Annotated in this window: 20 protein-coding genes; 8 read left to right on the top strand and 12 right to left on the bottom strand. The window is 69.7% G+C overall.

What is annotated here, in order from left to right; translation table 11 throughout:
- Positions 1-108: 108 nt before the first annotated feature.
- Positions 109-1,062 (bottom strand): LysR family transcriptional regulator, encoded by a 954-nt coding sequence (locus tag GQ57_RS35930; RefSeq protein WP_031402094.1) that lies wholly within the window; start codon positions 1,060-1,062, stop codon positions 109-111.
- A gap of 105 nt (positions 1,063-1,167) precedes the next feature.
- On the opposite strand from GQ57_RS35930, the gene GQ57_RS35925 reads away from it, so the two are divergent.
- Together GQ57_RS35925 and GQ57_RS35920 are read left to right on the top strand one after the other, a co-directional pair.
- Positions 1,168-2,526 (top strand): aspartate aminotransferase family protein, encoded by a 1,359-nt coding sequence (locus GQ57_RS35925; protein WP_031402093.1) that lies wholly within the window; start codon positions 1,168-1,170, stop codon positions 2,524-2,526.
- 50 nt (positions 2,527-2,576) lie between these two features.
- Positions 2,577-4,094, top strand: coding sequence for a CoA-acylating methylmalonate-semialdehyde dehydrogenase (locus tag GQ57_RS35920; protein WP_034200383.1), 1,518 nt, complete (start codon positions 2,577-2,579; stop codon positions 4,092-4,094).
- A 129-nt stretch (positions 4,095-4,223) separates the two neighbouring features.
- On the opposite strand, the gene GQ57_RS35915 is transcribed toward GQ57_RS35920, so the two are convergent.
- From GQ57_RS35915 to GQ57_RS35895, 5 genes are all read right to left on the bottom strand, one after another.
- Entirely contained in the window at positions 4,224-4,598 is a 375-nt protein-coding gene (locus GQ57_RS35915; RefSeq protein WP_031402091.1) for a COG4315 family predicted lipoprotein, read from the bottom strand.
- 288 nt (positions 4,599-4,886) lie between these two features.
- Entirely contained in the window at positions 4,887-5,822 is a 936-nt protein-coding gene (locus tag GQ57_RS35910) for a DMT family transporter (RefSeq protein ID WP_034200382.1), read from the bottom strand.
- Between the two features lie 126 nt (positions 5,823-5,948).
- The gene (locus GQ57_RS35905) at positions 5,949-6,881 is read right to left on the bottom strand and encodes an AEC family transporter (RefSeq protein ID WP_034200385.1); all 933 of its coding nucleotides are present in this window, start codon (positions 6,879-6,881) and stop codon (positions 5,949-5,951) included.
- 173 nt (positions 6,882-7,054) lie between these two features.
- Positions 7,055-7,939, bottom strand: a complete 885-nt coding sequence (locus GQ57_RS35900) for a LysR substrate-binding domain-containing protein (RefSeq protein ID WP_034200381.1) — start codon at positions 7,937-7,939, stop codon at positions 7,055-7,057.
- Positions 7,940-8,346: 407 nt separating this feature from the next.
- Positions 8,347-9,282: a helix-turn-helix domain-containing protein gene (locus GQ57_RS35895; protein WP_031402087.1), complete on the bottom strand. Its 936-nt coding sequence runs from the start codon at positions 9,280-9,282 to the stop codon at positions 8,347-8,349.
- Between the two features lie 87 nt (positions 9,283-9,369).
- On the opposite strand from GQ57_RS35895, the gene GQ57_RS35890 reads away from it, so the two are divergent.
- Positions 9,370-10,797, top strand: coding sequence for a cytochrome P450 (locus tag GQ57_RS35890; protein WP_034200380.1), 1,428 nt, complete (start codon positions 9,370-9,372; stop codon positions 10,795-10,797).
- A 108-nt stretch (positions 10,798-10,905) separates the two neighbouring features.
- Here the strand turns inward: GQ57_RS35890 and GQ57_RS35885 are convergent, their stop codons facing one another.
- Together GQ57_RS35885 and GQ57_RS35880 are read right to left on the bottom strand one after the other, a co-directional pair.
- Positions 10,906-11,289 carry a hypothetical protein gene (locus tag GQ57_RS35885; RefSeq protein ID WP_031402085.1) on the bottom strand — a complete coding sequence of 128 codons (384 nt, stop codon included), beginning with the start codon at positions 11,287-11,289 and terminating at the stop codon, positions 10,906-10,908.
- A 147-nt stretch (positions 11,290-11,436) separates the two neighbouring features.
- Entirely contained in the window at positions 11,437-12,237 is an 801-nt protein-coding gene (locus GQ57_RS35880) for a helix-turn-helix transcriptional regulator (protein ID WP_031402084.1), read from the bottom strand.
- A gap of 132 nt (positions 12,238-12,369) precedes the next feature.
- Between GQ57_RS35880 and GQ57_RS35875 the strand changes: the two genes are divergently transcribed.
- Complete coding sequence (locus GQ57_RS35875) at positions 12,370-13,776, top strand: APC family permease (RefSeq protein WP_034200379.1); 1,407 nt, start codon at positions 12,370-12,372, stop codon at positions 13,774-13,776.
- Between the two features lie 64 nt (positions 13,777-13,840).
- Positions 13,841-14,950: a P1 family peptidase gene (locus GQ57_RS35870; protein ID WP_034200378.1), complete on the top strand. Its 1,110-nt coding sequence runs from the start codon at positions 13,841-13,843 to the stop codon at positions 14,948-14,950.
- A gap of 129 nt (positions 14,951-15,079) precedes the next feature.
- On the opposite strand, the gene GQ57_RS35865 is transcribed toward GQ57_RS35870, so the two are convergent.
- Together GQ57_RS35865 and GQ57_RS35860 are read right to left on the bottom strand one after the other, a co-directional pair.
- Positions 15,080-15,292, bottom strand: coding sequence for a hypothetical protein (locus GQ57_RS35865; protein ID WP_031402081.1), 213 nt, complete (start codon positions 15,290-15,292; stop codon positions 15,080-15,082).
- A 136-nt stretch (positions 15,293-15,428) separates the two neighbouring features.
- Positions 15,429-17,612, bottom strand: a complete 2,184-nt coding sequence (locus GQ57_RS35860; RefSeq protein WP_031402080.1) for an FUSC family protein — start codon at positions 17,610-17,612, stop codon at positions 15,429-15,431.
- 201 nt (positions 17,613-17,813) lie between these two features.
- On the opposite strand from GQ57_RS35860, the gene GQ57_RS35855 reads away from it, so the two are divergent.
- Complete coding sequence (locus GQ57_RS35855; RefSeq protein WP_031402079.1) at positions 17,814-18,761, top strand: LysR family transcriptional regulator; 948 nt, start codon at positions 17,814-17,816, stop codon at positions 18,759-18,761.
- Between the two features lie 130 nt (positions 18,762-18,891).
- On the opposite strand, the gene GQ57_RS35850 is transcribed toward GQ57_RS35855, so the two are convergent.
- Both GQ57_RS35850 and GQ57_RS35845 read right to left on the bottom strand, forming a co-directional pair.
- Positions 18,892-19,194 (bottom strand): DUF4148 domain-containing protein, encoded by a 303-nt coding sequence (locus tag GQ57_RS35850; RefSeq protein WP_031402078.1) that lies wholly within the window; start codon positions 19,192-19,194, stop codon positions 18,892-18,894.
- 212 nt (positions 19,195-19,406) lie between these two features.
- Positions 19,407-20,549: a porin gene (locus GQ57_RS35845; RefSeq protein ID WP_034200377.1), complete on the bottom strand. Its 1,143-nt coding sequence runs from the start codon at positions 20,547-20,549 to the stop codon at positions 19,407-19,409.
- Positions 20,550-20,996: 447 nt separating this feature from the next.
- Between GQ57_RS35845 and codA the strand changes: the two genes are divergently transcribed.
- Both codA and GQ57_RS35835 read left to right on the top strand, forming a co-directional pair.
- Complete coding sequence (gene codA, locus GQ57_RS35840) at positions 20,997-22,238, top strand: cytosine deaminase (protein ID WP_034200376.1); 1,242 nt, start codon at positions 20,997-20,999, stop codon at positions 22,236-22,238.
- 167 nt (positions 22,239-22,405) lie between these two features.
- The coding region (locus GQ57_RS35835; protein ID WP_034200384.1) for a chloride channel protein at positions 22,406-23,709 on the top strand (1,304 nt) is incomplete at its 3' end.

Raw genomic sequence — 23,709 nt, 5'->3', positions numbered from 1 at the left:
CCCCCCCCCGCCGCCCCCACCACGCACCACGCACCACGCACCACGCACCACGCACCACGCACCACGCACCACGCACCGCCAGGGCACCGGATGCCTCCCGCGAATCGCCTACGCTCCCGGCTGCACCGTCGCCGCGTGCGCGGCTTCCAGGCACGACTGGAACAGCAGCGCGGCCCGCGACGGCCGCGGCGAGCGCCGCAGCAGGCTCACGAACCGGCACCGGTAATTGAACCGGTGCGGCGCGATCGGCTGCATCAGCCCCTTGTTTTCGAAGCTTTCCGCGTAATGATCCGGCAGGAAGCCGAGGTAGCGGCCGGACAGGATCAGCGTCGCGATCGACTCCTGATCCGACGCGGTCGCGCCGCGCGTGAGCTTCGCGCGATGGCTCAGCTCCATGTTCGGCGAATGGAAGCCGAGCCCCGCGAACGCATGGTGACGGATCGTCGTCCACGTGAGCTTGCCGTGCGGCGCATCGTAAAGCGGATGCTGGCGGCCGCAGTAGAGCAGCATCCGTTCGTCGAACAGCTCCGCATACACGAGGCTGCCCGAACTGCGGTGCGCGGGAATGATCCCGACCTGATAGCTGCCGTCGATGATCCCGCGCTCGACCTCGTTGATCGACGCGACATGCAGGTTCAGCGCGACGCCGGGCGCCTCGTCCGCGAACCGGCGGATCGCGTCGCCGAGCCGCGCATTCGCGTTGGTGGCCGTCTTGTCGAATACCGCGATGTGCAGTTCGCCGCCCATCCGGTCGTGAATGCCGTCGATCCTGCTGCGAAATGCCTCCATCGACGCGAGCAGCCGCAACGTCTCCTCGTACACCGTCTGGCCCTCGGGCGTCAGCGTGAAGCCCGCGCGGCCGCGCCGGCACAGCACGAGGCCGAGGCGCGTTTCGAGATCCTTCACGTGCCGGCTGATCGTCGAGATGCCGATATTCAGTTCCAGTTCGGCCGCCGCCATCCCGCCGCACTGTACGACGCCCTTGAAGACCCGCAGCAGGCGGAGATCCATGTCGCTGAGCTGCCCGAGCAGCGCGCGGCTCTTCGGTTTGATTGCTTGCATAGATGCGCAAGTGAACATTGATATTGCGATATTGAAGAGACTAATTGGCCTCCCGACAATGCGCAACATCATCACAAGAAGGAGGGGCGCGCCGCGCCGACCGACATGACCGACATCACCACCGCCGCGCAGCAGGACGACACGACCATCCGTACCGACGCCGCGTGGCTCGACGCCCACTGGATGCCGTTCACGGCCAACCGCCAGTTCAAGGCCGATCCGCGCATGATCGTGTCGGGCAAGGGCGCGTATTACACCGACGCCGAAGGCCGCAAGATCTTCGACGGCCTGTCGGGCCTCTGGTGCACGGGCCTCGGCCACGGCCGCACGGAGATCGTCGAGGCGGTGAGCCGCCAGGTCGCGCAGCTCGACTACGCGCCGGCATTCCAGTTCGGCCACCCGAAGTCGTTCGAGCTCGCGAACAAGATCAAGGCGCTGACGCCGGCCGGCCTCGACTACGTGTTCTTCACGGGGTCGGGCTCGGAAGCGGCCGACACGTCGCTGAAGCTGGCCCGCGCCTACTGGCGCGCGAAGGGCAAGGGCACGAAGACGCGCCTGATCGGCCGCGAGAAGGGCTACCACGGCGTGAACTACGGCGGCATTTCGGTCGGCGGGATCGGGCCGAACCGCAAGCTGTTCGGCCAGGGCATCGAGGCCGATTTCCTGCCGCACACGCAACTCGCCGAAAACAAGTTCTCGCGCGGGATGCCCGAGCACGGCGCCGAGCTGGCCGACCGCCTGCTCGACCTGATCGCGCTGCACGACGCATCGAACATCGCGGCCGTGATCGTCGAGCCGTTTTCCGGTTCGGCCGGCGTGGTCGTGCCGCCGAAGGGCTATCTGAAGCGGCTGCGCGACATCTGTACCGCGCACGACATCCTGCTGATCTTCGACGAGGTCATCACGGGCTTCGGCCGCGCCGGCGCGATGACGGGCGCCGACGCGTTCGGCGTGACGCCGGACATCCTGAACTTCGCGAAGCAGGTCACGAACGGCGTGCAGCCGCTCGGCGGCGTGGTCGCCACGAAGGAAATCTACGACACGTTCATGGCAGTAGGCGGCCCCGAGTACATGCTCGAGTTCCCGCACGGCTACACGTATTCGGCGCACCCGGTCGCCTGCGCGGCCGGCGTCGCGGCGCTCGACCTGCTCGTGCAGGAAGACGCGGTGGCGCGCGTGCGCGATCTCGCGCCGCATTTCGAGGCCGCGGTGCACGGGCTGAAAGGCCAGCGCCACATCACGGACATCCGCAACTACGGGCTGGCCGCCGGCCTGACGATCGCGGCGCTGCCGGGCGAGCCGGCACGGCGCCCGTACGAGATCGCGATGCGCTGCTGGGCGAAGGGCTTCTACGTGCGCTACGGCGGCGACACGATCCAGCTCGCGCCGCCGTTCATCTCGGAGAAGCGCGAGATCGACAATCTCGTCAACGCGCTGTCCGACGCGCTGAACGAAGTGGATTGAGCCGCGGCTCGTCCTCACGCGACCACCGAATTCACGAAAGAGCCTCAACGATGAAACACGACAGCAATGTGACCTCCACCATCGGCCACCTGATCGACGGCAAGCGCGTCGACGGCGGCAGCCGCGTGCAGCCGGTGTTCGATCCGGCCACCGGCGAATCGCACAAGAGCGTCGCGCTCGCCGACAAGCCGACCGTCGAAGCCGCGATCGCGTCCGCGCAGGCCGCGTTCCCGGCGTGGCGCAACACGCCGCCGCTGAAGCGCGCACGCGTGATGAGCCGCTTCAAGACGCTGCTCGAGGAGCACGCCGACGAGCTGTGCGCGCTGATCACGGCCGAGCACGGCAAGGTGCTCGCCGATGCGATGGGCGAACTGCAGCGCGGGATCGAGAACGTCGAATACGCGACCTACGTGCCCGAGCTGCTGAAGGGCGAGCACAGCAAGAACGTCGGCCCCGCGATCGATTCGTGGAGCGAGTTCCAGGCGCTCGGCGTCGCGGCCGGCATCACGCCGTTCAACTTCCCGGTGATGGTGCCGCTGTGGATGTGGCCGATGGCGGTCGCGTGCGGCAACACGTTCGTGCTGAAGCCGTCGGAGCGCACGCCGTCGTCGACGCTGCGCATGGCCGAACTCGCGCTCGAAGCCGGACTGCCGCCGGGGGTGCTGAACGTCGTGAACGGCGACAAGGAAGCGGTCGACACGCTCCTGACCGACCCGCGCGTCAAGGCCGTGAGTTTCGTCGGCTCGACGCCGATCGCGGAATACATCTACTCGACCGGCTGCGCGCACGGCAAGCGCGTGCAGGCGCTCGGCGGCGCGAAGAACTTCGCGGTCGTGATGCCGGACGCCGACATCGGCAACGCGGTGAACGCGCTGATGGGCGCCGCGTACGGCTCGTGCGGCGAGCGCTGCATGGCGATTCCGCTGGTCGTCGCGATCGGCGACGAGACCGGCGACCGGGTCGTCGCGGGGCTGAAGGCCGAGATCGAGAAGATGAAGGTCGGCCCGGGCAACGGCGCGGGCGTCGACATGGGCCCGCTCGTCACGCAGCAGCATTTCGAGAAGGTGACGGGCTTCGTCGAGGCGGGCGTGGCGGCGGGCGCGACGCTCGTCGTCGACGGCCGCGGCGTGAAGGTCGACGGCCACGACGGCGGCTACTACCTCGGCCCGTGCCTGTTCGACAACGTGAAACCCGGCATGCCGATCTACCAGCACGAGATCTTCGGGCCCGTGCTCGGCGTGATCCGGCTGAAGTCGCTCGACGAGGCGATGGCGCTGATCGACGCGCACGAATACGGCAACGGCACGTGCCTGTTCACGCGCGACGGCGAGGCCGCGCGCTGGTTCAGCGACAACATCCAGATCGGCATGGTCGGGATCAACGTGCCGCTGCCGGTGCCGGTTGCCTACCACTCGTTCGGCGGGTGGAAGCGTTCGCTGTTCGGCGACCTGCATGCGTACGGTCCGGACGCCGTGCGCTTCTACACGAAGCGCAAGACGATCACGCAGCGCTGGCCGTCGGCCGGCGTGCGCGAGGGGACGGTGTTCAGCTTCCCGTCGAGCCGCTGACGCGTCCCGGCCGCCTGCCCGAACCCTGCGGCGCGGCCGGCGCAACGCCGCGCAAGCCCGCCCCGATCGGCGATCCGGGCGGGTTTTTTCATGTCCGCGCGCAATGCGCGGCAAACGGCGGCCGCCTGCTTACGGCATGACGACGTGCCACATGTCCTTGAAGTTGTCGCCGTTGCGGTCGCCCTGTTTCATGTCCTTCGAGAAGAAGTACAGCGGCATGCCCTTGTACGCCCACTGCGGGCTGCCGTCGTCGCGCTTGACGATCGTGTAGGGCCCGACCGGAACGTCGGTCGCGCTGGCCTTGTAGGGCGGCCAGAAGGTTTCGCACGGGCCGGTGCACGCGCTGGTGCCGGCGTTGGCCTTGTCCTTGTCGAACGTATAGACGGTCATCCCGTTCGCGGCGACGAGCGAACCGTTTTCGACTTTCGTGATCGAGTCCTGGGCCGACGCCGACGCGGATGCGACGACGAGCAGGGCGGAGCTGACGAGCAGCGCGGCTTTCATGAGTGCCTCCTGATGATCCGGTGGGCGGCCGCGACCGGGCACGGGCGAGCGTGCGCGGGGATCGCGGTGAAGGGGGCCGGAACGCGATGCCGCTGCCGCCGGTGCGAGCGACGCAGGGTCGAATGACGGCAGACGGAGCGCTTCATTCACGATAGGCGGTTTTTGGCCGTGCTGCGAGAAGATCGGGGGCGCATCGGCCGGGCGCCGCCGTCGTGCAATCGCGCGGCGGGCGCTGCCGCGATGCGGGAACCGGTATCCGTCCCCGGGCGCAGCGCGCATGCCGATGCGTCAGCGCCGCGCGCGGTTGGTCAGTGCGACGCCCGCGATCACGAGTGCGCCGCCGGCCAGCATCGACGGCGACAGCGGCTCGCCGAGCAGCACGACCGACAGCAGCACGCCGAACACCGGTACCAGGTTGGTGAACACGGCCGCGCGGGCCGGCCCGAGTTCGCGGATCCCCTGTGAATACCAGACGAACGCCACGACGGTGCCGATCGCGCCGAGGTAGAGCATCGACGCGACGGCCTGCCACGTCAGCGGCGCGGCGCTACTCGCGTGCGTGTCGAACAGGTTCGCGACGAGCAGCAGCGCGAGGCCCCACAGCGTCGCGTAGGTCGTGGCCGTCAGCGGCGACAGCCCGTCGAGCGCGCGCCGGCCGATCACCGTATAGGCGGCCCAGCTCAGGACCGCGCACAGCATGTAGCGCTCGCCGGCGCCGAACGTGTTGCCGAGATCGGTGAGCACCCGCAGCAGCTCGCCGCGGCTGATCACGACCAGCGCGCCGAACAGGGCGACGCCGATGCCGCCCCAACGCGCCGCCGACAGCCGTTCGCCGCGCACGAGGAGCGACAGCAGCACGGCGGTGGCGACCGGATTCAGCGCGACGAACAGCGCGGTGCGGCCGGCCGGCATCCGCGCCAGCGCCGCGAAAAAGCACACGTTGTACAGGAAGATGCCGGTCGCGCCGAGGCCGAACGTCGCGACGATCTGGCGCCCGTTCAGCTTCGGCAGGCCGCCTTCGATCTTCCACGTCAGCGCGACCAGCAGCAGCGCGGCGATCGCGAAGCGGCCGGTGGCCGCCGAGGTCGCGGCCATCGTCGCGGCGAGGATCCGGCCCGCGATGAAGGTGCCGCCCCAGAACAGCGCGACGAGCGTGAGTTTCACGTAGATGGCCGCGTGCGGGCGGGCGGCGACGATGCCGGCGGAGGAAGCGGGAGCGTTCATGTAACGGGGTGTCTCGTAAGGCGCCTGCGGCAACGCGTGCGCGACCGCGCACGGGTGACGGTACGGGACCCGCGCAATGGCCGGCCCGCAGGCTGATTCAGGGGAGAGGAAGCGGGCGCGGCGCCGTCAGCGAAACGCGGGCGCCGCCGCGAGCGCGGTGAGCACGACCGGCATCGCGAGCGCCGCGGCTATCGTCTGGAACGCGGTGATGCCGGCCATCAGCGGCGCGTCGCCGCCGAGCTGGCGCGCCATGATGTACGACGCCGACGACGTCGGCAGCGCCTGGAACAACAGCGCGACCGTCAGCGCCGCGTCGCCGAGCCCGAGCAGGCGGCCGGCCGCGAGCGTGATGAGCGGCATGGCCATGAACTTGAACGCCGACGCGACGCAGACCGGCTGCAGCCACGCACGCGCCGCATCGAATTGCAGCGCCGCGCCCACGCACAGCAGGCCGAGCGGCATCGACGCGAGCCCGAGCGCGCGCACGGCCGGCGCGACGGCCGCCGGGAAGGCGACGCCGCCGGCCTGCATCGCGATTCCGAGCGAGCACGCGACGACGAGCGGATTCGACAGGATCTGGCGTGCGAGCGCGCCCGCGCCGAGCCGCGTGTCGCCGTAGCGTGCGAACACCAGCACGCACATCAGGTTGACGGTCGGAACGATCGCCGCGACGCACACGGCCGCGAGCGCGACGCCTTGCGCCCCGAACAGCCCGGCCGCCAGCGCGGTGCCGACATAGTTGTTGAAGCGCACGGCGCCCTGGAACACCGACGTGAAGCCGGCGCCGTCGACCCGCACGAACGGGCGGACCAGCAGGAGAAGCGCCGCGGCGAGCGCGGTCGAACCGACCAGCGCCGCCGCGAGCGGTAAAACGGGCAGCGCCTGCAGCCGTGCATTCGCGAGGCCGTCCGCGAACAGCGCGGGCAGCAGCACGTAGTAGCACAGCCGCTCGGCCTGCGGCCAGAACGCGCCGGCGATGAAGCCCGTGCGCCGCAGGCCGTGGCCGAATGCAACCAGCAGCGCGACCGGCGCCAGCGCGAGCAGGACCGGGCCGATCATCGGCGCGCCTTCAGGCGGGCTGCGCGAGCGGCACGGCGGGGCCGGCAGGCAACGCAGCGGAACGAGGCGGGAATCCATCCGGCGGGCAACATGGCGGCACGCAATCGAAAGAGTGACGATGGCACCAAGTTAACACGCGCAAGCAGCAGGAATAATTGTTAATTATCGGGTGTTCAATGAGAAATTCTTATCGATGACGCGGTGATTTCGGCGGCCAGCGCGCGTGCGAAACGTTCGGCCGGACGCGACTGGTGTTCGAGCAGCACCACCGCGCGCCCCATCTGCGGCTGGCCGAACGGCAAGCGCGTGACGGGCGGCAGGCGCGCGAGCGTCGCGTCAGGGAGCGCGACGATCGCCGCGCCGAGCCCTCGCGCCACCATGCGCGCGATCGTCTCCGCGCTGTCCAGCACCATTTCCTCGCGCACGCGCACGCCGATGCGGCGCAGTTCGGCGGCGATCATGCGGCCGGCCCACGCCTGCGCATCGAAGCGGATGAACGGCAGCGCGTCGAGCAGTGCGACCGCGTCGCGTTCCGCGTGGTCGGGCGGAGCAAGCAGCCAGAAGCGATCCTCGTACAGCGTGGTCCACGTCAGTTCCGCCGGATGCGGGCGCACCGGGCGTGTCGTGATCGCCGCATCGAGTTCGCCGGCCGCGACGCGGTTCGCCAGCTCGGCCGACATGCCGGCCGACACGTGCACGCGCAGCCCCGGATGCGCGGCGCGCAGCGCGAGCAGCGCGTCGGGGAGCGGGCCGGACAGCGCGGTCTGGATCGCGCCGATCCGCAGGCGGCCGACGAGCCGCTTCTCGTCGCTGAGCGCATCGGGAATCCGGTCGACCATCGCGAGCACCTGCTCGGCCTGCGCGAGCAGGATGTTGCCGGCCTCGGTGAGCACCGGCTGCCGGCGCGAGCGGTCGAACAACTGCACGTTGTATTCGCTTTCCAGCGTCTTGATCTGCAGGCTCACCGCCGATTGGGTGAGGCCGACGGCTTCGCCGGCGCGCGCGAAGGTCCGGTATCGGGCGATCGCGACCAGCGTTCTGAATGCGCGTAGTGACATGAGCGGACGGAAGTAGGCAACGGTGGCCGTACGCGAAGCGTCTCCCGGCCGGCACGGGGGCCGGTGCGATTCGGGAAACGGTCCGCACGGCCGCCGTCGGGGTTCGCGACATCATGCCCGCGCGCCTCGAATCGGGCAACCGGCCGGCGGGCAAGCGCCGCCGGCCGCGCGACCATTCGCCGGGCGATGCCGGGAGCGATCCGGTCGCAAAGCCGGCGCCGGTCAGTCGCTTCGAACATGTTTCCGCATCGGGACGACGCCCGATCGGCTGTGGCGCTCGGCATTCAGCGAGGGGGTATCCGGGGCCCGGTTGCGCCGTGACACGGGACTTCGCCACCATGACGCAGCCATCGCCGCATCGGCGGCATACGCGAATCGGCGGGGCGCTCAGAGGCGTGCGTGGTTCGTCACACCCACAGTCGATACATCCAGAACGATTCGTCCTCGATGAAACGTTGCGTGAATTCGCTCGGCGAGAATCCGGTGATGCGCTTGACCTCGCGGCTCAGGTGCGCCTGATCGGCAAACCCTTCGTCCAGCGCGAGCGAGGCCCAGTTGACCGCGTTGCCGGCTTCGAACCGGTCGCGCGCCGCAAAGAACGCGCTTTCCGTTCTGACCAGCGTTTGCCATTCGCGCAGCGATCGGCCGCTGTAGGTCTTGATCCGCCGCTCGACCTGCCGCGGGCTGTACGTGTGCCGCCATTCGCGGGCCTGCAGCGCGAGGCGTTCGACCCAACCGCGCCCCGCGTTGCGGAGCGACGACAGCGGCGTCGGCGGCCGCAGCGCCCGCCAGCGCGGCGCGAGATGACGCTCGATCGCCGCCAGCGCGTCGGTGTCGCGATCCGCGGCGAGCAGCGCATCGAGCAGCGGCCGCCAGTCGTCGCCGAGGCAGGCGTACGCGTCCTGGACGCGGTCGTGGAGGTCGGCCAGCGCGATGCCGAACAGCACGCGCGCCGCATCGGCGGTGAAACAGATGATGCCGATCTGCCCGCTGGTCGGCGTCCAGGCGACGGAGGGCGCCGAGTGACTGCCCGCCAGCGTTGCCGCCGCGCCGAAGGGGCGCCATCGCGGGCCGTCGGCGGTGTCTTCGATCAAGCCGGCGTCGAGACCCCGAAACCACGACAGGGACACGAGCGGCGTAGCCGGAAAATGCGAGAGTCGCTGGGCGTCGCTCAGCACGAAACCGCGCGTGTCGGACAACGCGATCGCGACGACCGCGCCCTGCAGCGCGGCCGGCGCGGCGTGCAGCCGCGTACGCGGCGACCGGCCGCCGACGACCGCGCGCGGCGCGCGCGCAAGCGGATGGGGGCACGACGACGGAATGGGAGGCGGGCCGGAGCACATGACGCCGGAGTATAGGGACGGTCCGCAGGCCTGTCGATGTCGTTTGCGTTCAAGACGGCCCGCGGGCCGGCACGGACAATCCTGCCCATGAACACGCGATCCACTTCCCAATGTCCATTCCATGCGGACGCCGCGGCTTCGGCGCCCGTGCTTCACCCGCCCGGCGTGTGGCCGCCGGGGCCGCCTGCCGGCCTGACGGGTTGGGGGCTGTTGCGCGCGATGTCGCGCGACCTGCTCGGTACGCTCGCCGGCTGGCAGCGCACGTACGGCGACGTCGTGCACTTGCGCATGTGGCCCGAGCACGCGGCGGTCGTGACCGATCCCGCGCTGGCCCGCGAGCTGCTGGTCACGCATCACGATGCACTCGGACGCTGGGAGCGCGGCGTCCGGGTGTTCGAGCAGGTGCACGGCCATAGCGTGCTGGTTGCCGAGGGCGACGCGTGGCGCGACAAGCGGCATGCGCTGCAGCCGAGCTTCATGCCGAAACCGGTGCAGGCGTTCGTGCCGTCGATCGCGGGGGCGGCCGGTCGCGGGCTCGGGCAGTGGCCCGCGCGCGATCGGGACTGGCCGGTCGAAAGCGCGCTGACGTCGCTGGCGATGGACGTGATCATGCGCACGATATTCTCCGATGCGATCGGCGACGATGCGCGCGCGGCGGAGGATGCCGTGCGCGTGGTGAGCGCCGCCGCCAACGCCGCGTTCTACCAGCCCGCAAGCATGCCCGACTGGATGCCGTGGAAGCGCGGCAAGGTGCGCGCGATGGCGATGCTGAACGGGCTGATCGACCGGCAGTTGCATGCGCGTCTCGATCAACCCGAGCGCGGCTGGCCCGACGACCTGCTGTCGCGCCTGCTGCGGCTGCATCGCGCCGATTCGCGCGCGTGGCCGCTGCAGGCCGTGCACGACGAATGCATGACGGCGTTCCTGGCAGGGCACGAAACGGCCGCGGCCACGCTCACCTGGTGGGCGTGGTGCATGGCCGCGAATCCGGCCGCACAGGCCGCCGCGCGCGACGAGGTCGTGCGCGTGCTGGGCGGGCACGCACCGACCACCGACACGCGTCCGGCGCTGCGCTACCTGACGCAGACGATCGAGGAAACCATGCGGCTGTACCCGGCCGCGCCGATCCTGATCAGCCGGCGCGCCACGCGGCCGATCGCGCTGGGCGCGTGGCAGTTTCCCGCGCGGACGCTGTTCATGCTGCCGGTGCAGCTCATGCATCTCGACGAGCGATGGTTTCCGCAGCCGCATGCGTTCCGGCCCGAGCGCTTCGCCGACGATGCGCCGGCGTTGCCGCGCGGCGCATACATGCCGTTCGGCACGGGGCCGCGCGTCTGCCTCGGGCAGCATCTGGCGATGACGGAGATGACGGTCGTGGCCGCCATGGTGCTGCAGCGCTACGTGCTGTCGGTGCCGGCCGGGGCGGTGGCGCCGAAGCCCGTCCTGAACGTCACGCTGCGGCCGGATCGGCCGTTGCACCTCGAGATCGAGCCGGCCGGCGCGTCGAGACCCTGAGCGCGGCGGCGGTCGTGCTGCCGGCCGGTCGGGCGGTCGGCCTTGCCGGCGCGCGACGCGGGCCCGCCGGCAGCGGGGAGGGCGGCATGGCGGGCAAGCGGCTGCCGGCTACCGCACGGACCGCGACGGTTCGGCGTCCGCCGCTTTCCCGTCTTTCGGCCGAAGCAGCAACAGCAGGCCGCACACCGCGGCCGCGCCCGCGAACACGAAAAAACACCGTTCGTTCCATTGATGCAGGCTGTCGGGCGCCACGCCGCCCGCATTGCCGGCCGCGGCGCCGGCTTCCAGCAGGAACGTGAAGACCGCCGGCACCGGCGCCGATCCCAGGTAGGCCAGGAACGCGAACTGCAGCCGGCCGCGGGTCAGCATCGTCCAGACGTTCTTGCCCATCAGGCAGGCGACCAGCACCACGGGCGGCACGAGCACGATCGACGCGGCGCTGAGCGCGCACAGCAGCAACCAGCCAAGTCCGACGAGCGGAATGAGCGACATGGATCGGGATTCCTGTTTCCGGGCAGCGTTGTAGTCGACCGCGCATCCGCGCCTGCGTCAACGGACGAGTGCGGGGCGCGGCGCTACCCGGATAGTGCCCGATTCCGCGCCCGTTGCCATCCGCGCCGGGGCCTGGGCGGGGCGCGCTCATCCGGCCGGATTTTCCCCCAGCGCCTGGATGAACCGCGAAAACAGCTCGGGCTGCGACGCAATCCCGAGCTTGGCATACAGATGCCGCCGGTGCACTTTCACCGTTTCCGGTGAAATCGCGAGCCGCTCGGCGATCGCCTTCGACGAGTTGCCGCGCAGCACCATTCTCGCGATCGACATCTCGCGATCGGTCAGCACACCCGCGCCGAAGCGGGCGAGCGCCTGCTCGACGCGCGCGCCGAGATCCGCATCGGGCGTCGCGCGCGCGGCGTCGCCCACCAGCCGCCAGTGCTGCCGGATCGCCGCGAGCACCCACGGCATCGCGGCCGTCAGCTTGCCGAGCGGCTCGACCTCGAAGCGCGTGCCCGCGCCGAGCGACAGCGACAACAGCGTGTCGGCGTTCGGCCGCACGAGGATCTGGATCTCGTCGTCGCCCACCGCGTCGCGGAAGTAGCTCAGGAAATATTCGCTCTGCCGGAACAGGTCGGGCGCGACTTCCTCGAGCCGATAGCAGCCGTCGGCGAGCCCGTCGTGCGCGGCCTGCAGGAACGGGTCGAGCAGATATAACCCGTTCAGGTAAAGCGGCACCGGCGAGGCGGCGTCGGTGCCGCCCGTATCGTATTCGTCGAGCACGAGCGGCACGCCGTCGCGCCCGATCGCGGTCGCGAGCGCGTTGTCGAACGGCGCCATTTCATTGAGCAGCAGCACCAGGAACCGCCAGAAGCGCGGCTGGCCGAGATGATCGATTGCGCGGCCGAGCGCCTGGTGCATCGCGATTTCGGAAAAGAGACGATCCATACCACCACCGGAAGGGCGTAACACGAAGGGGGAATAGCGGTCCTGAAATTGGCTTCCTAGACTGCCACGCAATCAATCGGGCCCGAGTATGGGCGTTCAAAAAAAACCCGGATAGGAGCACAGGAGAACGAAATGGCGATGATGTCGGAATCGACGGGCACGCTGCAAGCGGCGCCCGAAACGCAAGACGCGCCGCGCGCGCTGTCGCAGACGCTCAGCGTGCGCGACGCGGTGATGATCACCGTATCGGGCGTGACGCCCGCGAGCTCGATCTTCGTGATCGCGCCGTTCGCGATCCAGCAGGCCGGCAGCGGCGCGGTGCTGTCGTTCCTGCTCGGCGGCGTGCTCGCACTCGCATTCGCGCTGTGCTACGCGGAGCTCAGCGCCGCGCACCGCAGCGCGGGCGGCGAATACGTGATGGCCAAGCGCGTGTTCGGCACGCTGCCCGGCTACCTGACCTTCGTCACGGTGCTGTCCGTCAGCGTGTTCATCCCGGCCGTACTCGCGAGCGGCGCCGCGCCGTACCTGAACAGCGCGCTCGGCACGCACTTCGGCAACCAGTCGGTCGCGTTGACGATCGTGCTGCTCAGCTACCTGCTCGGCATGCTGAACATCAAGACGAATGCGTGGATCACCGGCGCGTTTCTCGTGGTCGAGATCGGCGTGCTGATGCTGATCGCGGGCCTGGGCTTCGGTACGCCGCATCGCGGCGCCGACGCGCTGATCGCGCCGGTCGTCGCGAGCGGCAACGCGCTGGTGCCCGCAACGCTCGCGGCGATCGTGCCCGCGATCGGCACGGCGATCTTCTGCTACAACGGCTTCGGCTCGGCCGCCTATCTCGCGGAAGACCTGCGCGGTGGCAACCGCAACGTCGCGAAGGCGGTGATCTATTCGCTGCTCGTGATCCTCGTCGTCGAACTGGTTCCGCTCACCGCGATCGTGCTCGGCGCTCCGTCGCTGACGGAGCTGACGAAGAGCGCCGACCCGATCGGCTATGTCGTGCGCTCGCTGAGCAACCCGGCCGTGTCGCGCGTGGTCAGCGGCGGGATCTTCCTGTCGGTGTTCAATGCGATCATCGCGATCGTGATCGCGATGGGCCGCCTGCTGTACAGCAGCGGCCGGCACGCGCTCTGGTCGCGCACCTGCAACCGTGCGTTCTCGACGATCCATCCGCGCTTCGAATCGCCGTGGCTGGCGACGCTCGCGCTCGCGGTGCCGTCGGCGGGGCTCGTGTTCGTGTCGAGCCTCGACGAGCTGACCGCGTTCACCGTCGACCTGCTGCTGCTGATCTACCTGGTCGTCGGGCTCGCCGCGCTCGCGAGCCGGCTCGTGCGCCGCGACGTCGAGCATCACTACCGGATGCCGCTGTGGCCCGTGACGCCGCTCGTCGCGGTCGCGGGCGCCGGGTATACGCTCTATACGACGCTGGCGACGGCAACCAAGCCGACCGACCTGATCATCATCGCGGGGCTGCTGGTTGCCGCGCTCGTGATGTATGCGGTCTGGGCGCGCCACAGCGAAGCATTCCGCACGCTCTGAGCGCCGGATCGTCACCATGCAGCACCGAAACACCGAACCAATGAAACACTGGAGGAATTGCATCATGCGCACGAGGGATCTCGGCATCCGCATCGGACTCGGCACGCCGGGCCGCTTCAACGCGATCACGGACGTACCGGGCGTGCGGGTCGGGCATTGCACGCTGAACGTCGCGAACGGCGACGCATCGGTCCGCACCGGCGTTACCGTCATCGAGCCGCGCGCGGGCGCGGCACACGATTCGCCCTGTTTCGCGGGCGTGCACGTGCTGAACGGCAACGGCGACGCGACGGGGCTCGAATGGATCCGCGAGGCCGGCCTGCTGACGACGCCGATCGCCTATACGAACACGCACAGCGTCGGCGCGGTGCGCGATGCGCTCGTCGCGAACGAGCGCGATGCGGCGGCCGGCCGCGTGTACTGGTGCATGCCGGTCGTGATGGAAACCTACGACGGGCTGCTGAACGACATCTGGGGGCAGCACGTGAGCGCCGCGCACGTGCAGCGCGCGCTGGCCGCCGCGCAGTCGGGGCCGGTCGAGGAAGGCGGCGTGGGCGGCGGCACGGGCATGATCTGCCACGAGTTCAAGGGCGGCATCGGCACCGCGTCGCGCGTGCTCGCGGCCGAGGCGGGCGGCTGGACCGTCGGCGCGCTGGTGCAGGCCAACTACGGCGTGCGCGAGATGCTGCGGGTGGCCGGCTACCCGGTCGGCGAAGTGCTGCGGCACTTACCGTCGCCGTTCCGCGCCGCGCAACCGCAAGGCGAGGCCGGCATGGGCTCGATCGTCGTGACGATCGCGACCGATGCGCCGCTGCTGCCGCATCAGTGCACGCGCCTCGCGCAGCGTGCGAGCGTCGGGCTCGCGCGCGTCGGCGGCGGCACGGAGGATTCGAGCGGCGACATCTTTCTGGCGTTCGCTACGGGCAACGACGGCGTGCCGGCGGCGAACTACGGCACCCGGGGCGCGCCGGTCACGGCCGTGAAGATGGTCAACAACGACCATATTTCCGCGCTGTTCGTCGCGGCGGCGGAAGCGGTGGAGGAAGCGATCGTGAATGCGCTCGTCGCGGGCGGCGACGTCGAGTCGCGCGGCGTGCGGGTCGAAGGGCTGGGGCAGGCGCGCTTGCTGGATGCGTTGCGCGAAGTGGGCTGGCGGCCGGGGCGCGGCGCCTGAAACGGCATGCGCCGCTTCAATCGAAGCGGCGTGGATCGGAGCGGCGATGCGGCGATCGGCCGGCGCGCCGCTCGCCCGCGCATGCAATGCGGGCGACGCGGGCCTGACCGTGACGACGCGGCGTCATGCTCAGCTGCCGAAGTAGATGTTGCAGAAGCTGACCGGGCCGACACAGGCGTTCGGGTCGTCCTGCTTCGATTGCGCATGATCGACGCGGCCGGCGGCCTGCACGGCTTCGGCGCGGTTCGCCTGTTGCTGGGCGGCGTCGGTCTGCGCCGGCTGTGCATGGGCGACAGCGGCGGTGAGCGACAGGGCAACGAGGGCGAGGTGCAGCGGCTTCATTTCGGTTTCTCCTGGTGAGTGCCAGTCTCGCTGGCAGTGAGGAAACTATAGGCTCGCACTGCTTAAAGATTAATCACCGGGTCTGTAGAGCATATTTCCATCCGGAACAAGGATCCCGTTGCGGGCGCATCGATCGTCAATGACGGTGGCGGTTGAACGGCGCGTCCTTGTCCAGCAGCGCGCTGCGCATGAAGTGCAGGCAGCCGACGATCCGCTGCATGCTGCGGCGCGCGTCCGGCACCGCGTACCACGCCTGCAGCGTGTGCTGCGCCGCGCGGATCGCGAGATTCACCGATTTCAGCGTGCGCGCGTGATGGCCGGGCGTCGGATCGTCGAAAAAGCGCGGCAGCTCGTGCAGCACCTCGTCGATCGAGCCGGTCCAGCGCAGCGTCTGGGGCGGCTTCGATGCACAGAACGCGTCCAGCTCGTCGCGCAAATCGATCACCGCGTGGCCGACCTCGAGCGTCGACAGCATCCAGCGCATCGCGTCGCGATGCTGCCGCGTGCGCCGGACGAGCAGCGTGCGCAGTTGCGCCATCAGGTCGTGCGTGCTCGACTGGAAGCGCTGCGCGAGGCCGTCCCGCGCGCCTTCGCACGCCAGCGTGACCTGGCGGCGCAGGTCGTGCGCGATACGGCCGGTCAGCCAGGGCATGTGGGTGGGGAACACGACCGCGAACACGATCGAGCAGGAGAGCAACGCAACGACGATGGCCAGCCCGTTGTTGATCAGCACCTCGGGCGTGTACGCGATGGTGTTGTCGGGGCCGGCGAGCAGGCAGAAGAACACCGCGAAGCCGATCCCGTAGCCGGACAGGCCCGGCCGCATCGCGAGGAACGCGCCGATGCCGAGCACCGGCGCGAGCGCCGCGCACAGCAGCGGGAAGCCGTCGATGTTCGGATACACGTAGCACAGGAACAGGTAGCCGACGGCGGTCGCGAACGCCGCGCCGACGCCCATCTGCGCGACGAACTTCGGTGCGCGCGGCGACGTCGAGCTGAGCGCGCAGGCCATCGCGGTGGCGATCACGGCGAGCGGGCCGCTCGACCACTCCGACGCGATCCAGAACGCGCTCATCGCGCCGACGGCGACGATCGTGCGCAGGAAGGCGAAGCCGACGAAGAACGTGTTCGTCTTCAGCGCGTAGTGCGTGACCGAGCGTTCGAACGCGTGATCGTCCTGGTCGAGCGACGCGTAGGTGTCCGCGTAGCCGAGGTATTCGCCGATGAAGCGGTACAGCAGCTCGATCGCGGTATCGAAGTCGAGCAGGCCGCCGGCCGCATGGTCCTCGAGGGGGCGTCGCGACGCGCGCGCGGCCTTCGGCAGCGCGCTGTGAAAGCGGCGCAGTTCGAGCAGCGCGCCGGTGGCCGGCGCGATGCCGCGCTGCCGCTCGTCGCGCAGCGCGGCGAACCGTTGCGCGAGTGCGTCGATGTGCGGCGCCAGCGCCTCGAGCACCGCGTCGGCGCCGGTCGCGCGCAGCCGCTTGACGAGCTGATGCAGCGCATGCAGCCGCGTGCACGCGTTCATGAATTCGCTGTTCAGGCGTGCGAGCCGGCGGCTGCGCGCGCGAATGTGCGGATCCTCGAACGACGCGAACGCGCGGTTGGCCTCGAAACCCACGATGTCGTCGACGAAGTCGGCGAAGCGCCGCTCGAAATCGCCGCGGGCGACGTCGCCCGAGAGTGCGCCGGCCGTGAAGGCCGCGAACGTCGCGTGGCGCGCGCCGAGCGAACGCATCAGCGCCTTGGCCGAACTGAGCGGCAGGATCAGCGCGCTGACCGCGCCCGAACACGCGATGCCGAGCGCCACTTCGGCGGCGCGCGTGAGCGCGGACTGGAACAGCGTCTCCGGCGTCATCACGGCCGGCAGGCCGATCAGCGCCGCCGTGTAGCCGGCGAGCACGAAGCCGTACCAGCGGAAGTGGCGGTTGCGCACCGCGAGCGCGATGCAGCCGCCGATCCACAGCGTGATGCCGGCCGTGTACAGCTCGGGCTGCTGCGCGAACAGCCCGCCGAGCGCGAGCGCGGCGACGAGGCCGGCCGCCGTGCCGAGCACGCGGTAGAAACTCTTCGCGAATACCATCCCCGACAGCGGCTGCATCAGCACGAACACGGTCGTCATCGCCGTGCGCGGCTGCGACATCTCGAGACGCATCGCGATACCCATCGCCAGGAGCGCCGCGAGTACGGTTTTCGCGAGGTGCAGCCAGATCAGGCCGTCGCTGGCGGCCCAGTCGCGCGCCGCGTCGCCGAGTGGATCGAGCCAGGTCCTCCATCGTGCCGGTTCGACGGAAGGGTGCTCGATCACAGGTTGTGGCTTCATGACTGGAGGTGGCCCGTGCGGCGACGGGCAGGGTGCCGCGGCGCGTCCGGACGGGGCCGTTCGACTGGTGAGGCGCCGATTGTAGGAGGGCCGGGCCCGGGCATTAACGTAGTTGCGGGGAAACGATAGTTGCAGCCGGAGTAACAATCTGTCGCATGCAGTAGAGGAAAATAGCGGCTCCGCTACAGGTTGCTCACAGGAATGGATACCCTACAAAACATGCGGGTGTTTTCGCGCGTCGTCGAGACGGGCAGTTTCACCGCCGCCGCGCAATCGCTGAATTCGACGACGGGCGCGATGTCGCGCGCGGTGTCGGAACTCGAGGCACGCCTGCGCACCCGTCTGATGAATCGTTCGACGCGCCGTCTCGCGCTGACGTCGGCCGGCGAAAGCTACCTGCGGCGCTGCCGCCAGATCCTCGCCGACGTCGACCGCGCGGAAGAGGAAGCGAGCTGCGCGCACGAACGGCCGGCCGGCGTGCTGCGCATGCACAGCTTCGCGAGCGTCGGTCATCACTATGTATTGCCCGCGCTGACGCGCTATCACGCGCAATATCCGGACGTGTCGATCGAGCTGTCGCTGTCGCAGCGCATGCCCGACCTGTTCGACGGCACGAGCGACATGGCCGTCGTGACCGCCTCGTCGCTGCCCGATTCGGAACTCGTGTCGCACCTGCTCGGCTCGACCTTCAGCATCCTGTGCGCGTCGCCCGATTACGTGAAGCGGCACGGCGTGCCGGCCCGTCCGCAGGATCTGGCGGCGCACGCCTGCCTGACGCTGTGCACGCCGGCCTTCCCGACGCACGAATGGGTGCTCGAAGGGCCCGAGGGCGTCGAGCAGATCCACGTCGCGGGGCCGGTGCAGACCAACACGGCCGAATCCCTCGCCCTTGCGATCCGCGACGGCATCGGGATCGGCATGCTGCCGTTGTACTCGGCGATCGACGCGCTGCGCGACGGCACGCTCGTGCGCGTGCTCCCCACCCACATCCTGCAGAAGATGAACGTATATGCGCTGTATCCGTCGCGCCGCTTCGTCGATGCGAAGGTGCGGACCTGGGTCGAGATGCTGCGCGCGCAGGTGCCGGGGATGATCGCCCGCGACGTCGAGATGCTGAACACGATCGACCGCGAGCCGCAGGCCGCCTGAGCGCCGGACGCGCGCCGGCGCATTGCCGGGCCGCCGGCCGTTTCGTGCCGGCCGCGCCGCTCGCGCAGGCACGACGCGCGCCGCGCCCGCGGCCCATCGATGTCGCGGGCGGCGCGCATCGTCATGCCGTTTACAGCGCGGGCCGGACCGGTGCGCCCGATTCCGTCGCAGGCGCGCCGGCCGGGCCGTATGCGGCGTGCGCGGCCTTCTGTTCGGCGAGACGCTTTTCGCGGAGTCGCTCCTGCGCCGCCATGATGTCGTCCGGGTAGTTGTTGGATTCACCGCGCGCCGGGTTGAAGCCGACCGATTCGAGATCGGCCAGTTCCTGCAGCACTTGCGCGCGCGTGACGGGCGACTGTGCCTGTTGGGCGAACGACAGGGCCGGTGCGACAAGCAGGACGGCAGCGGCGGCGGTAACGACGAGCGATTTCACGAGGTTCTCCTGGGTACGGGGTAGGCGGCCGGGGTTCGCACGTACTGCGTGTGCCCCGGACCTTCGAAGGCAGTCTACGCAGCGCACGCATGCGTAAAAACCCCGATTCCAGGCAGGCTGCCTTCCAGATGGCACAACATTGGGGCACGTCGCGCGCGGCGCACGAACCCGGCGCGGATTCGCTGCCGGCGGGCGACGTTGCCTCGCGCCGGTCAGAAGCGCGTGCGCATGCCGATCGTGCCGACGATCTGGTTCGCCGTGCTCGATGCGCCGCCCGAGCCGTTGATGAACGCCTGGTAGCCGCGGCCCGACGCGTGCTGGTACATCGCCTCGGCGTATACGTCCGTGCGGCGCGACAGCTTGTAGACGGCCTGCAGGTCGACCTGGTGCCACTTCGGGTCGGTGCCGTGCTTGCTGTCGGGATTCGATACGCTGGCGTCCGTGTACACGTAGGCCGCGCCGAGACTGACGGCCGGCGTGACCGCATAGCGCACGTTCACGTCGTAGTTGTTGAACGCGACCTGGCCGGTCGAGCCGAACGCGCCCGAGTTGTCGTATTGCGAGCGCGTATAGACGAAGCCGACGGTCGCCGGGCCGAACACGTAGCTGGCGCCGCCGCCGTACGAACGCATGCGGTCCGCGCCGACCGACCAGCCGCCCTGGTTCAGGCTTTTCGCTTCGGCGACGTCGGTCGCGCCGGCGCTGGCGCTCGTCGAGCCCTTCGTGCCGTTCATCTGCAGGTAGGCGCCGGCCAGCTTCAGCGGGCCATTCGCGTAGCTCGCCGCAAGGCTGTACGCACGGTTCGCGCCGAAGCTGGTCGCGTTCGAGAACGCGTACATCGTGCCGATCCTGAAGCCCGCATAGTTCTCGCTCGTGTACTTGACCGCGTTGTTGATGCGCAGCGAGTGGTTCAGGTTGTCGTTGTCGAACGGATGCGCGAAGCTCGCGTCGCCGAAGTCGCCGGCCGTGGCCGACAGCGGCGCGACGAAATCGACCATCGTGTCGTACTGGCGGCCGAGCGTCAGCGTGCCGTAGCCGTTCTGGCTCAGGCCGACGTACGCATGGCGGCCGAACAGCTTGCCGTCCTGCCCGAGCCCGCCGTTGTTCACGTTGAAGCCGTTCTCGAGCACGAACAGCGCCTTCAGGCCGCCGCCGAGATCCTCGGTGCCGCGAAACCCGACGCGGCTGCCGTTGACGGTGCCGCTGTTCAGGCGCCACAGCGACGCGCCGCCGACGTTGTTGGTGTAGACGATGCCGGCGTCGATCAGGCCGTACAGCGTGACCGAGCTTTGCGCGTGGGCGAGCGGGGCGAACAGCGCGGCGGTGCATGCGCCGGCGACGAGGGTTTTTTTCATGTAGAGGCTCCTGCGTGTGGATGCGGGTACGAAAGTTCGGCGCAAGTATAGGAATGCGCCGCACGCACAAGGCCGCCGGGCGCCGCGAGCGCACCTTTCCGGAACCGGCAAGAGTCCTTCACAAAACCGACACGACACGCCGCGCGCGTGTCACGCTGGCGGTTTCCGCGCGATCGCGCGCGGGCGGCCTCCGTGCGGTGCAGGCCGGACGTCGCGCCGTTGCAACAGGTGCGGGATGCGGCGCGGCGCCCGGTCGACGCGGGGCGCGCGTGGAGAACGGGCCGCTCGCACCCGGGATCCGGGGCGCGGGCATGTGAATGGCGGCGGCGATGCAATGCGATGCGCGTGCGCGCAGCGCCGCTTTTCGTCCATACTCGTCAACCGGATCGCACGGCCTGCGACACGAATCGCGCGGCCGTCTTCATGCATGCCACGAGGGGTCTCCACATGAATCTGTTCAACGTACGCCTGCGCGGCCGCGACGGCCTGTTCACGATCGGCATCGACGGCGGCGCGATTGCGCGGGTCGATGCGCAGTCGGCGCCGGCCGCGCCCACCGGGCACGACGATATCGACGCGGGCGGCCGCCTCGCGATTCCCCCGCTCGTCGAACCGCATATCCACCTCGATGCCGTGCTGACGGCCGGCGAGCCGGCATGGAACATGAGCGGCACGCTGTTCGAGGGCATCGAGCGCTGGGCCGAACGCAAGGCGACGATCACCCGCGAGGACACCAAGGCGCGTGCGCATGCGGCGATCGGCATGCTGCGCGACCACGGGATCCAGCACGTGCGCACGCACGTGGACGTCACCGATCCGACGCTGGCCGCGCTGAAGGCGATGCTGGAGGTGAAGGACGAGGCGCGCGGGCAGATCGACCTGCAGATCGTCGCGTTTCCGCAGGAGGGCATCGAGTCGTTCGACGGCGGCCGCGCGCTGATGGAGCAGGCGATCGACCTGGGCGCGGACGTCGTGGGCGGGATTCCGCATTTCGAGAACACGCGCGAGCAGGGCGTCAGCTCGATCCGCTTCCTGATGGATCTCGCGGAACGCACCGGCTGCCTCGTCGACGTGCATTGCGACGAGACCGACGATCCGCATTCGCGCTTTCTGGAAGTGCTGGCGGAGGAGGCGCGCGTGCGCGGCATGGGCGCGCGCGTGACGGCGAGCCACACGACCGCGATGGGCTCGTACGACAACGCATACTGCTCGAAGCTGTTCCGGCTGCTGAAGCGCGCGGGCCTGAACTTCGTCTCGTGTCCGACCGAGAGCATTCACCTGCAGGGGCGCTTCGACGCGTTTCCGAAGCGGCGCGGCGTCACGCGCGTCGCGGAACTCGACCGCGCGGGCATCAACGTGTGCTTCGGACAGGATTCGATCAAGGATCCGTGGTATCCGCTGGGCAACGGCAACATCCTGCGCGTGCTCGATGCGGGCCTGCATATCTGCCACATGATGGGCTACCAGGATCTGCAGCGCTGCCTCGACTTCGTGACCGACCACAGCGCGACAACGATGCATCTCGGCGACCGCTACGGCATTGCCGTCGGGCGTCCGGCGAATCTCGTCGTGCTCGACGCGGAAAGCGACTATGAGGCGGTACGCCGGCAGGCGAAGGCGACGCTGTCGGTGCGGCACGGGCGGGTCATCATGCGGCGCGAACCGGAGCGCATCGCTTATCCGGAGTGACGGGCCCGGAGGCCGGCCGTCACGGCAGGCCGGAGTGATGTATTCACAAAATGCATGAGTCAATTCGAAAAATACGTTTGTCTCATGAGAGCGGCGAGCCTACGATGCGATCCTGACGGCGGCGTGCGTGCTGCGCGTCGCCCCATCGATCTCCGTCCGCCGAGCCCATGCGTCCCGATCTTCCGTCCGCCCCCGCAGCCTCTTCGCCCGCCGCCAGCCCGTTTTCGCGCATGGCCGCCGTCACGATCCTGACCGGCCTCGGCGCGGGCCTCGGCGGCATGCTGCTCGCGCTGCTGCTGCATGCGATCCAGCACGTCGCGTACGGCTACAGCGTCGCGCACGTGATCGGCAACGAGAGTTTCCTGTCCGGTGTGACCGACGCCGATCCGCTGCGCCGGCTCGCGGTGCTGATCGTCTGCGGGATCGTCGCGGGCGGCGGCTGGTGGGCGCTCTACCGCTACGGCCGGCCGCTCGTCAGCATTCGTCGCGCGGTACGCGCGGCCGATCCGCGGATGCCGGTCGTGAGCACGACGGTTCACGCGCTGCTGCAGATCGTCACCGTCGCGCTCGGCTCGCCGCTCGGCCGCGAGGTCGCGCCGCGCGAGATCGGTTCGCTGCTCGCCGGCCGGCTCGCGCATGCCGCGGGGCTCACGCCGGACGATTGCCGGTTGATGGTCGCGTGCGGCGCCGGCGCGGGGCTCGCGGCCGTCTACAACGTGCCGCTCGGCGGCGCGATCTTCGTGCTCGAAGTGCTGCTCGGCACGTTCGAACGGCGCGCGCTGGTCGTCGCGGTCGTGACCTCGGCGATCGCGGCGGCCGTCGCGTGGATCGGCCTCGGCAACGAACACCAGTACACGGTGCCGCCGTTCGTGCTGAGTGCGCCGCTCGTCGCGTGGTCGATCGTCTGCGGGCCGCTGTTCGGTTTCGCCGCGTACGGGTTCGTGCGGCTCACGACCCGGGCGCGGGCCGATGCACCGAAGGACGGGCGGCTGCCGGTGCTCGCGCTGGTCAACTTCGCGGTGATCGGCCTGCTCGCGATGCGGTTCCCGCAACTGCTCGGCAATGGCAAGGGCCCGGCGTCGCTCGGTTTCGACGGCACGCTGACGATCGGTCTTGCCGCCGCGCTGCTCGTGCTGAAGGTGCTGATCGAGGCCGGCAGCCTGCGGGCCGGCGCGGAGGGCGGCCTGCTGACCCCGGGCCTCGCGAACGGCGCGCTGCTCGGCATCGTGCTCGGCGGGCTGTGGAGCCTCGTGTGGCCGGGCGCGTCGATCGGCGGGTGCGCGCTCGTCGGCGCGACCGCGTTCCTTGCCGCGTCGATGCAGATGCCGATCACGGCGGTCGTGCTGCTGCTCGAATTCACGCGCGCGAATCACGACAGCCTCGTGCCCATGCTGCTCGCCGTGGCCGGGTCGCTCGTCGCGTACCGGGTTGCGCAGCGGTGGGGCGAGGGGCGGGAGAAGGCGGCGCAGGC

This window comes from Burkholderia sp. MSh2 (assembly GCF_000731655.1).
Taxonomy (GTDB): Bacteria; Pseudomonadota; Gammaproteobacteria; order Burkholderiales; family Burkholderiaceae; genus Burkholderia; species Burkholderia paludis.
This window is presented reverse-complemented; position numbering and strand designations above follow the sequence as displayed.

Bases quoted from the DNA above. Each gene is read 5' to 3' on its own strand.
- GQ57_RS35920 (WP_034200383.1), top strand. From the start codon at position 2,577: ATGAAACACGACAGCAATGTGACCTCCACCATCGGCCACCTGATCGAC.
- GQ57_RS35875 (WP_034200379.1), top strand. From the start codon at position 12,370: ATGGCGATGATGTCGGAATCGACGGGCACGCTGCAAGCGGCGCCCGAA.
- GQ57_RS35905 (WP_034200385.1), bottom strand. From the start codon at position 6,881: ATGATCGGCCCGGTCCTGCTCGCGCTGGCGCCGGTCGCGCTGCTGGTT.
- GQ57_RS35880 (WP_031402084.1), bottom strand. From the start codon at position 12,237: ATGGATCGTCTCTTTTCCGAAATCGCGATGCACCAGGCGCTCGGCCGC.
- GQ57_RS35915 (WP_031402091.1), bottom strand. From the start codon at position 4,598: ATGAAAGCCGCGCTGCTCGTCAGCTCCGCCCTGCTCGTCGTCGCATCC.
- GQ57_RS35900 (WP_034200381.1), bottom strand. From the start codon at position 7,939: ATGTCACTACGCGCATTCAGAACGCTGGTCGCGATCGCCCGATACCGG.
- GQ57_RS35930 (WP_031402094.1), bottom strand. From the start codon at position 1,062: ATGCAAGCAATCAAACCGAAGAGCCGCGCGCTGCTCGGGCAGCTCAGC.
- GQ57_RS35860 (WP_031402080.1), bottom strand. From the start codon at position 17,612: ATGAAGCCACAACCTGTGATCGAGCACCCTTCCGTCGAACCGGCACGA.
- GQ57_RS35855 (WP_031402079.1), top strand. From the start codon at position 17,814: ATGGATACCCTACAAAACATGCGGGTGTTTTCGCGCGTCGTCGAGACG.
- GQ57_RS35845 (WP_034200377.1), bottom strand. From the start codon at position 20,549: ATGAAAAAAACCCTCGTCGCCGGCGCATGCACCGCCGCGCTGTTCGCC.
- codA (WP_034200376.1), top strand. From the start codon at position 20,997: ATGAATCTGTTCAACGTACGCCTGCGCGGCCGCGACGGCCTGTTCACG.
- GQ57_RS35870 (WP_034200378.1), top strand. From the start codon at position 13,841: ATGCGCACGAGGGATCTCGGCATCCGCATCGGACTCGGCACGCCGGGC.
- GQ57_RS35910 (WP_034200382.1), bottom strand. From the start codon at position 5,822: ATGAACGCTCCCGCTTCCTCCGCCGGCATCGTCGCCGCCCGCCCGCAC.
- GQ57_RS35895 (WP_031402087.1), bottom strand. From the start codon at position 9,282: ATGTGCTCCGGCCCGCCTCCCATTCCGTCGTCGTGCCCCCATCCGCTT.
- GQ57_RS35885 (WP_031402085.1), bottom strand. From the start codon at position 11,289: ATGTCGCTCATTCCGCTCGTCGGACTTGGCTGGTTGCTGCTGTGCGCG.
- GQ57_RS35925 (WP_031402093.1), top strand. From the start codon at position 1,168: ATGACCGACATCACCACCGCCGCGCAGCAGGACGACACGACCATCCGT.
- GQ57_RS35890 (WP_034200380.1), top strand. From the start codon at position 9,370: ATGAACACGCGATCCACTTCCCAATGTCCATTCCATGCGGACGCCGCG.
- GQ57_RS35865 (WP_031402081.1), bottom strand. From the start codon at position 15,292: ATGAAGCCGCTGCACCTCGCCCTCGTTGCCCTGTCGCTCACCGCCGCT.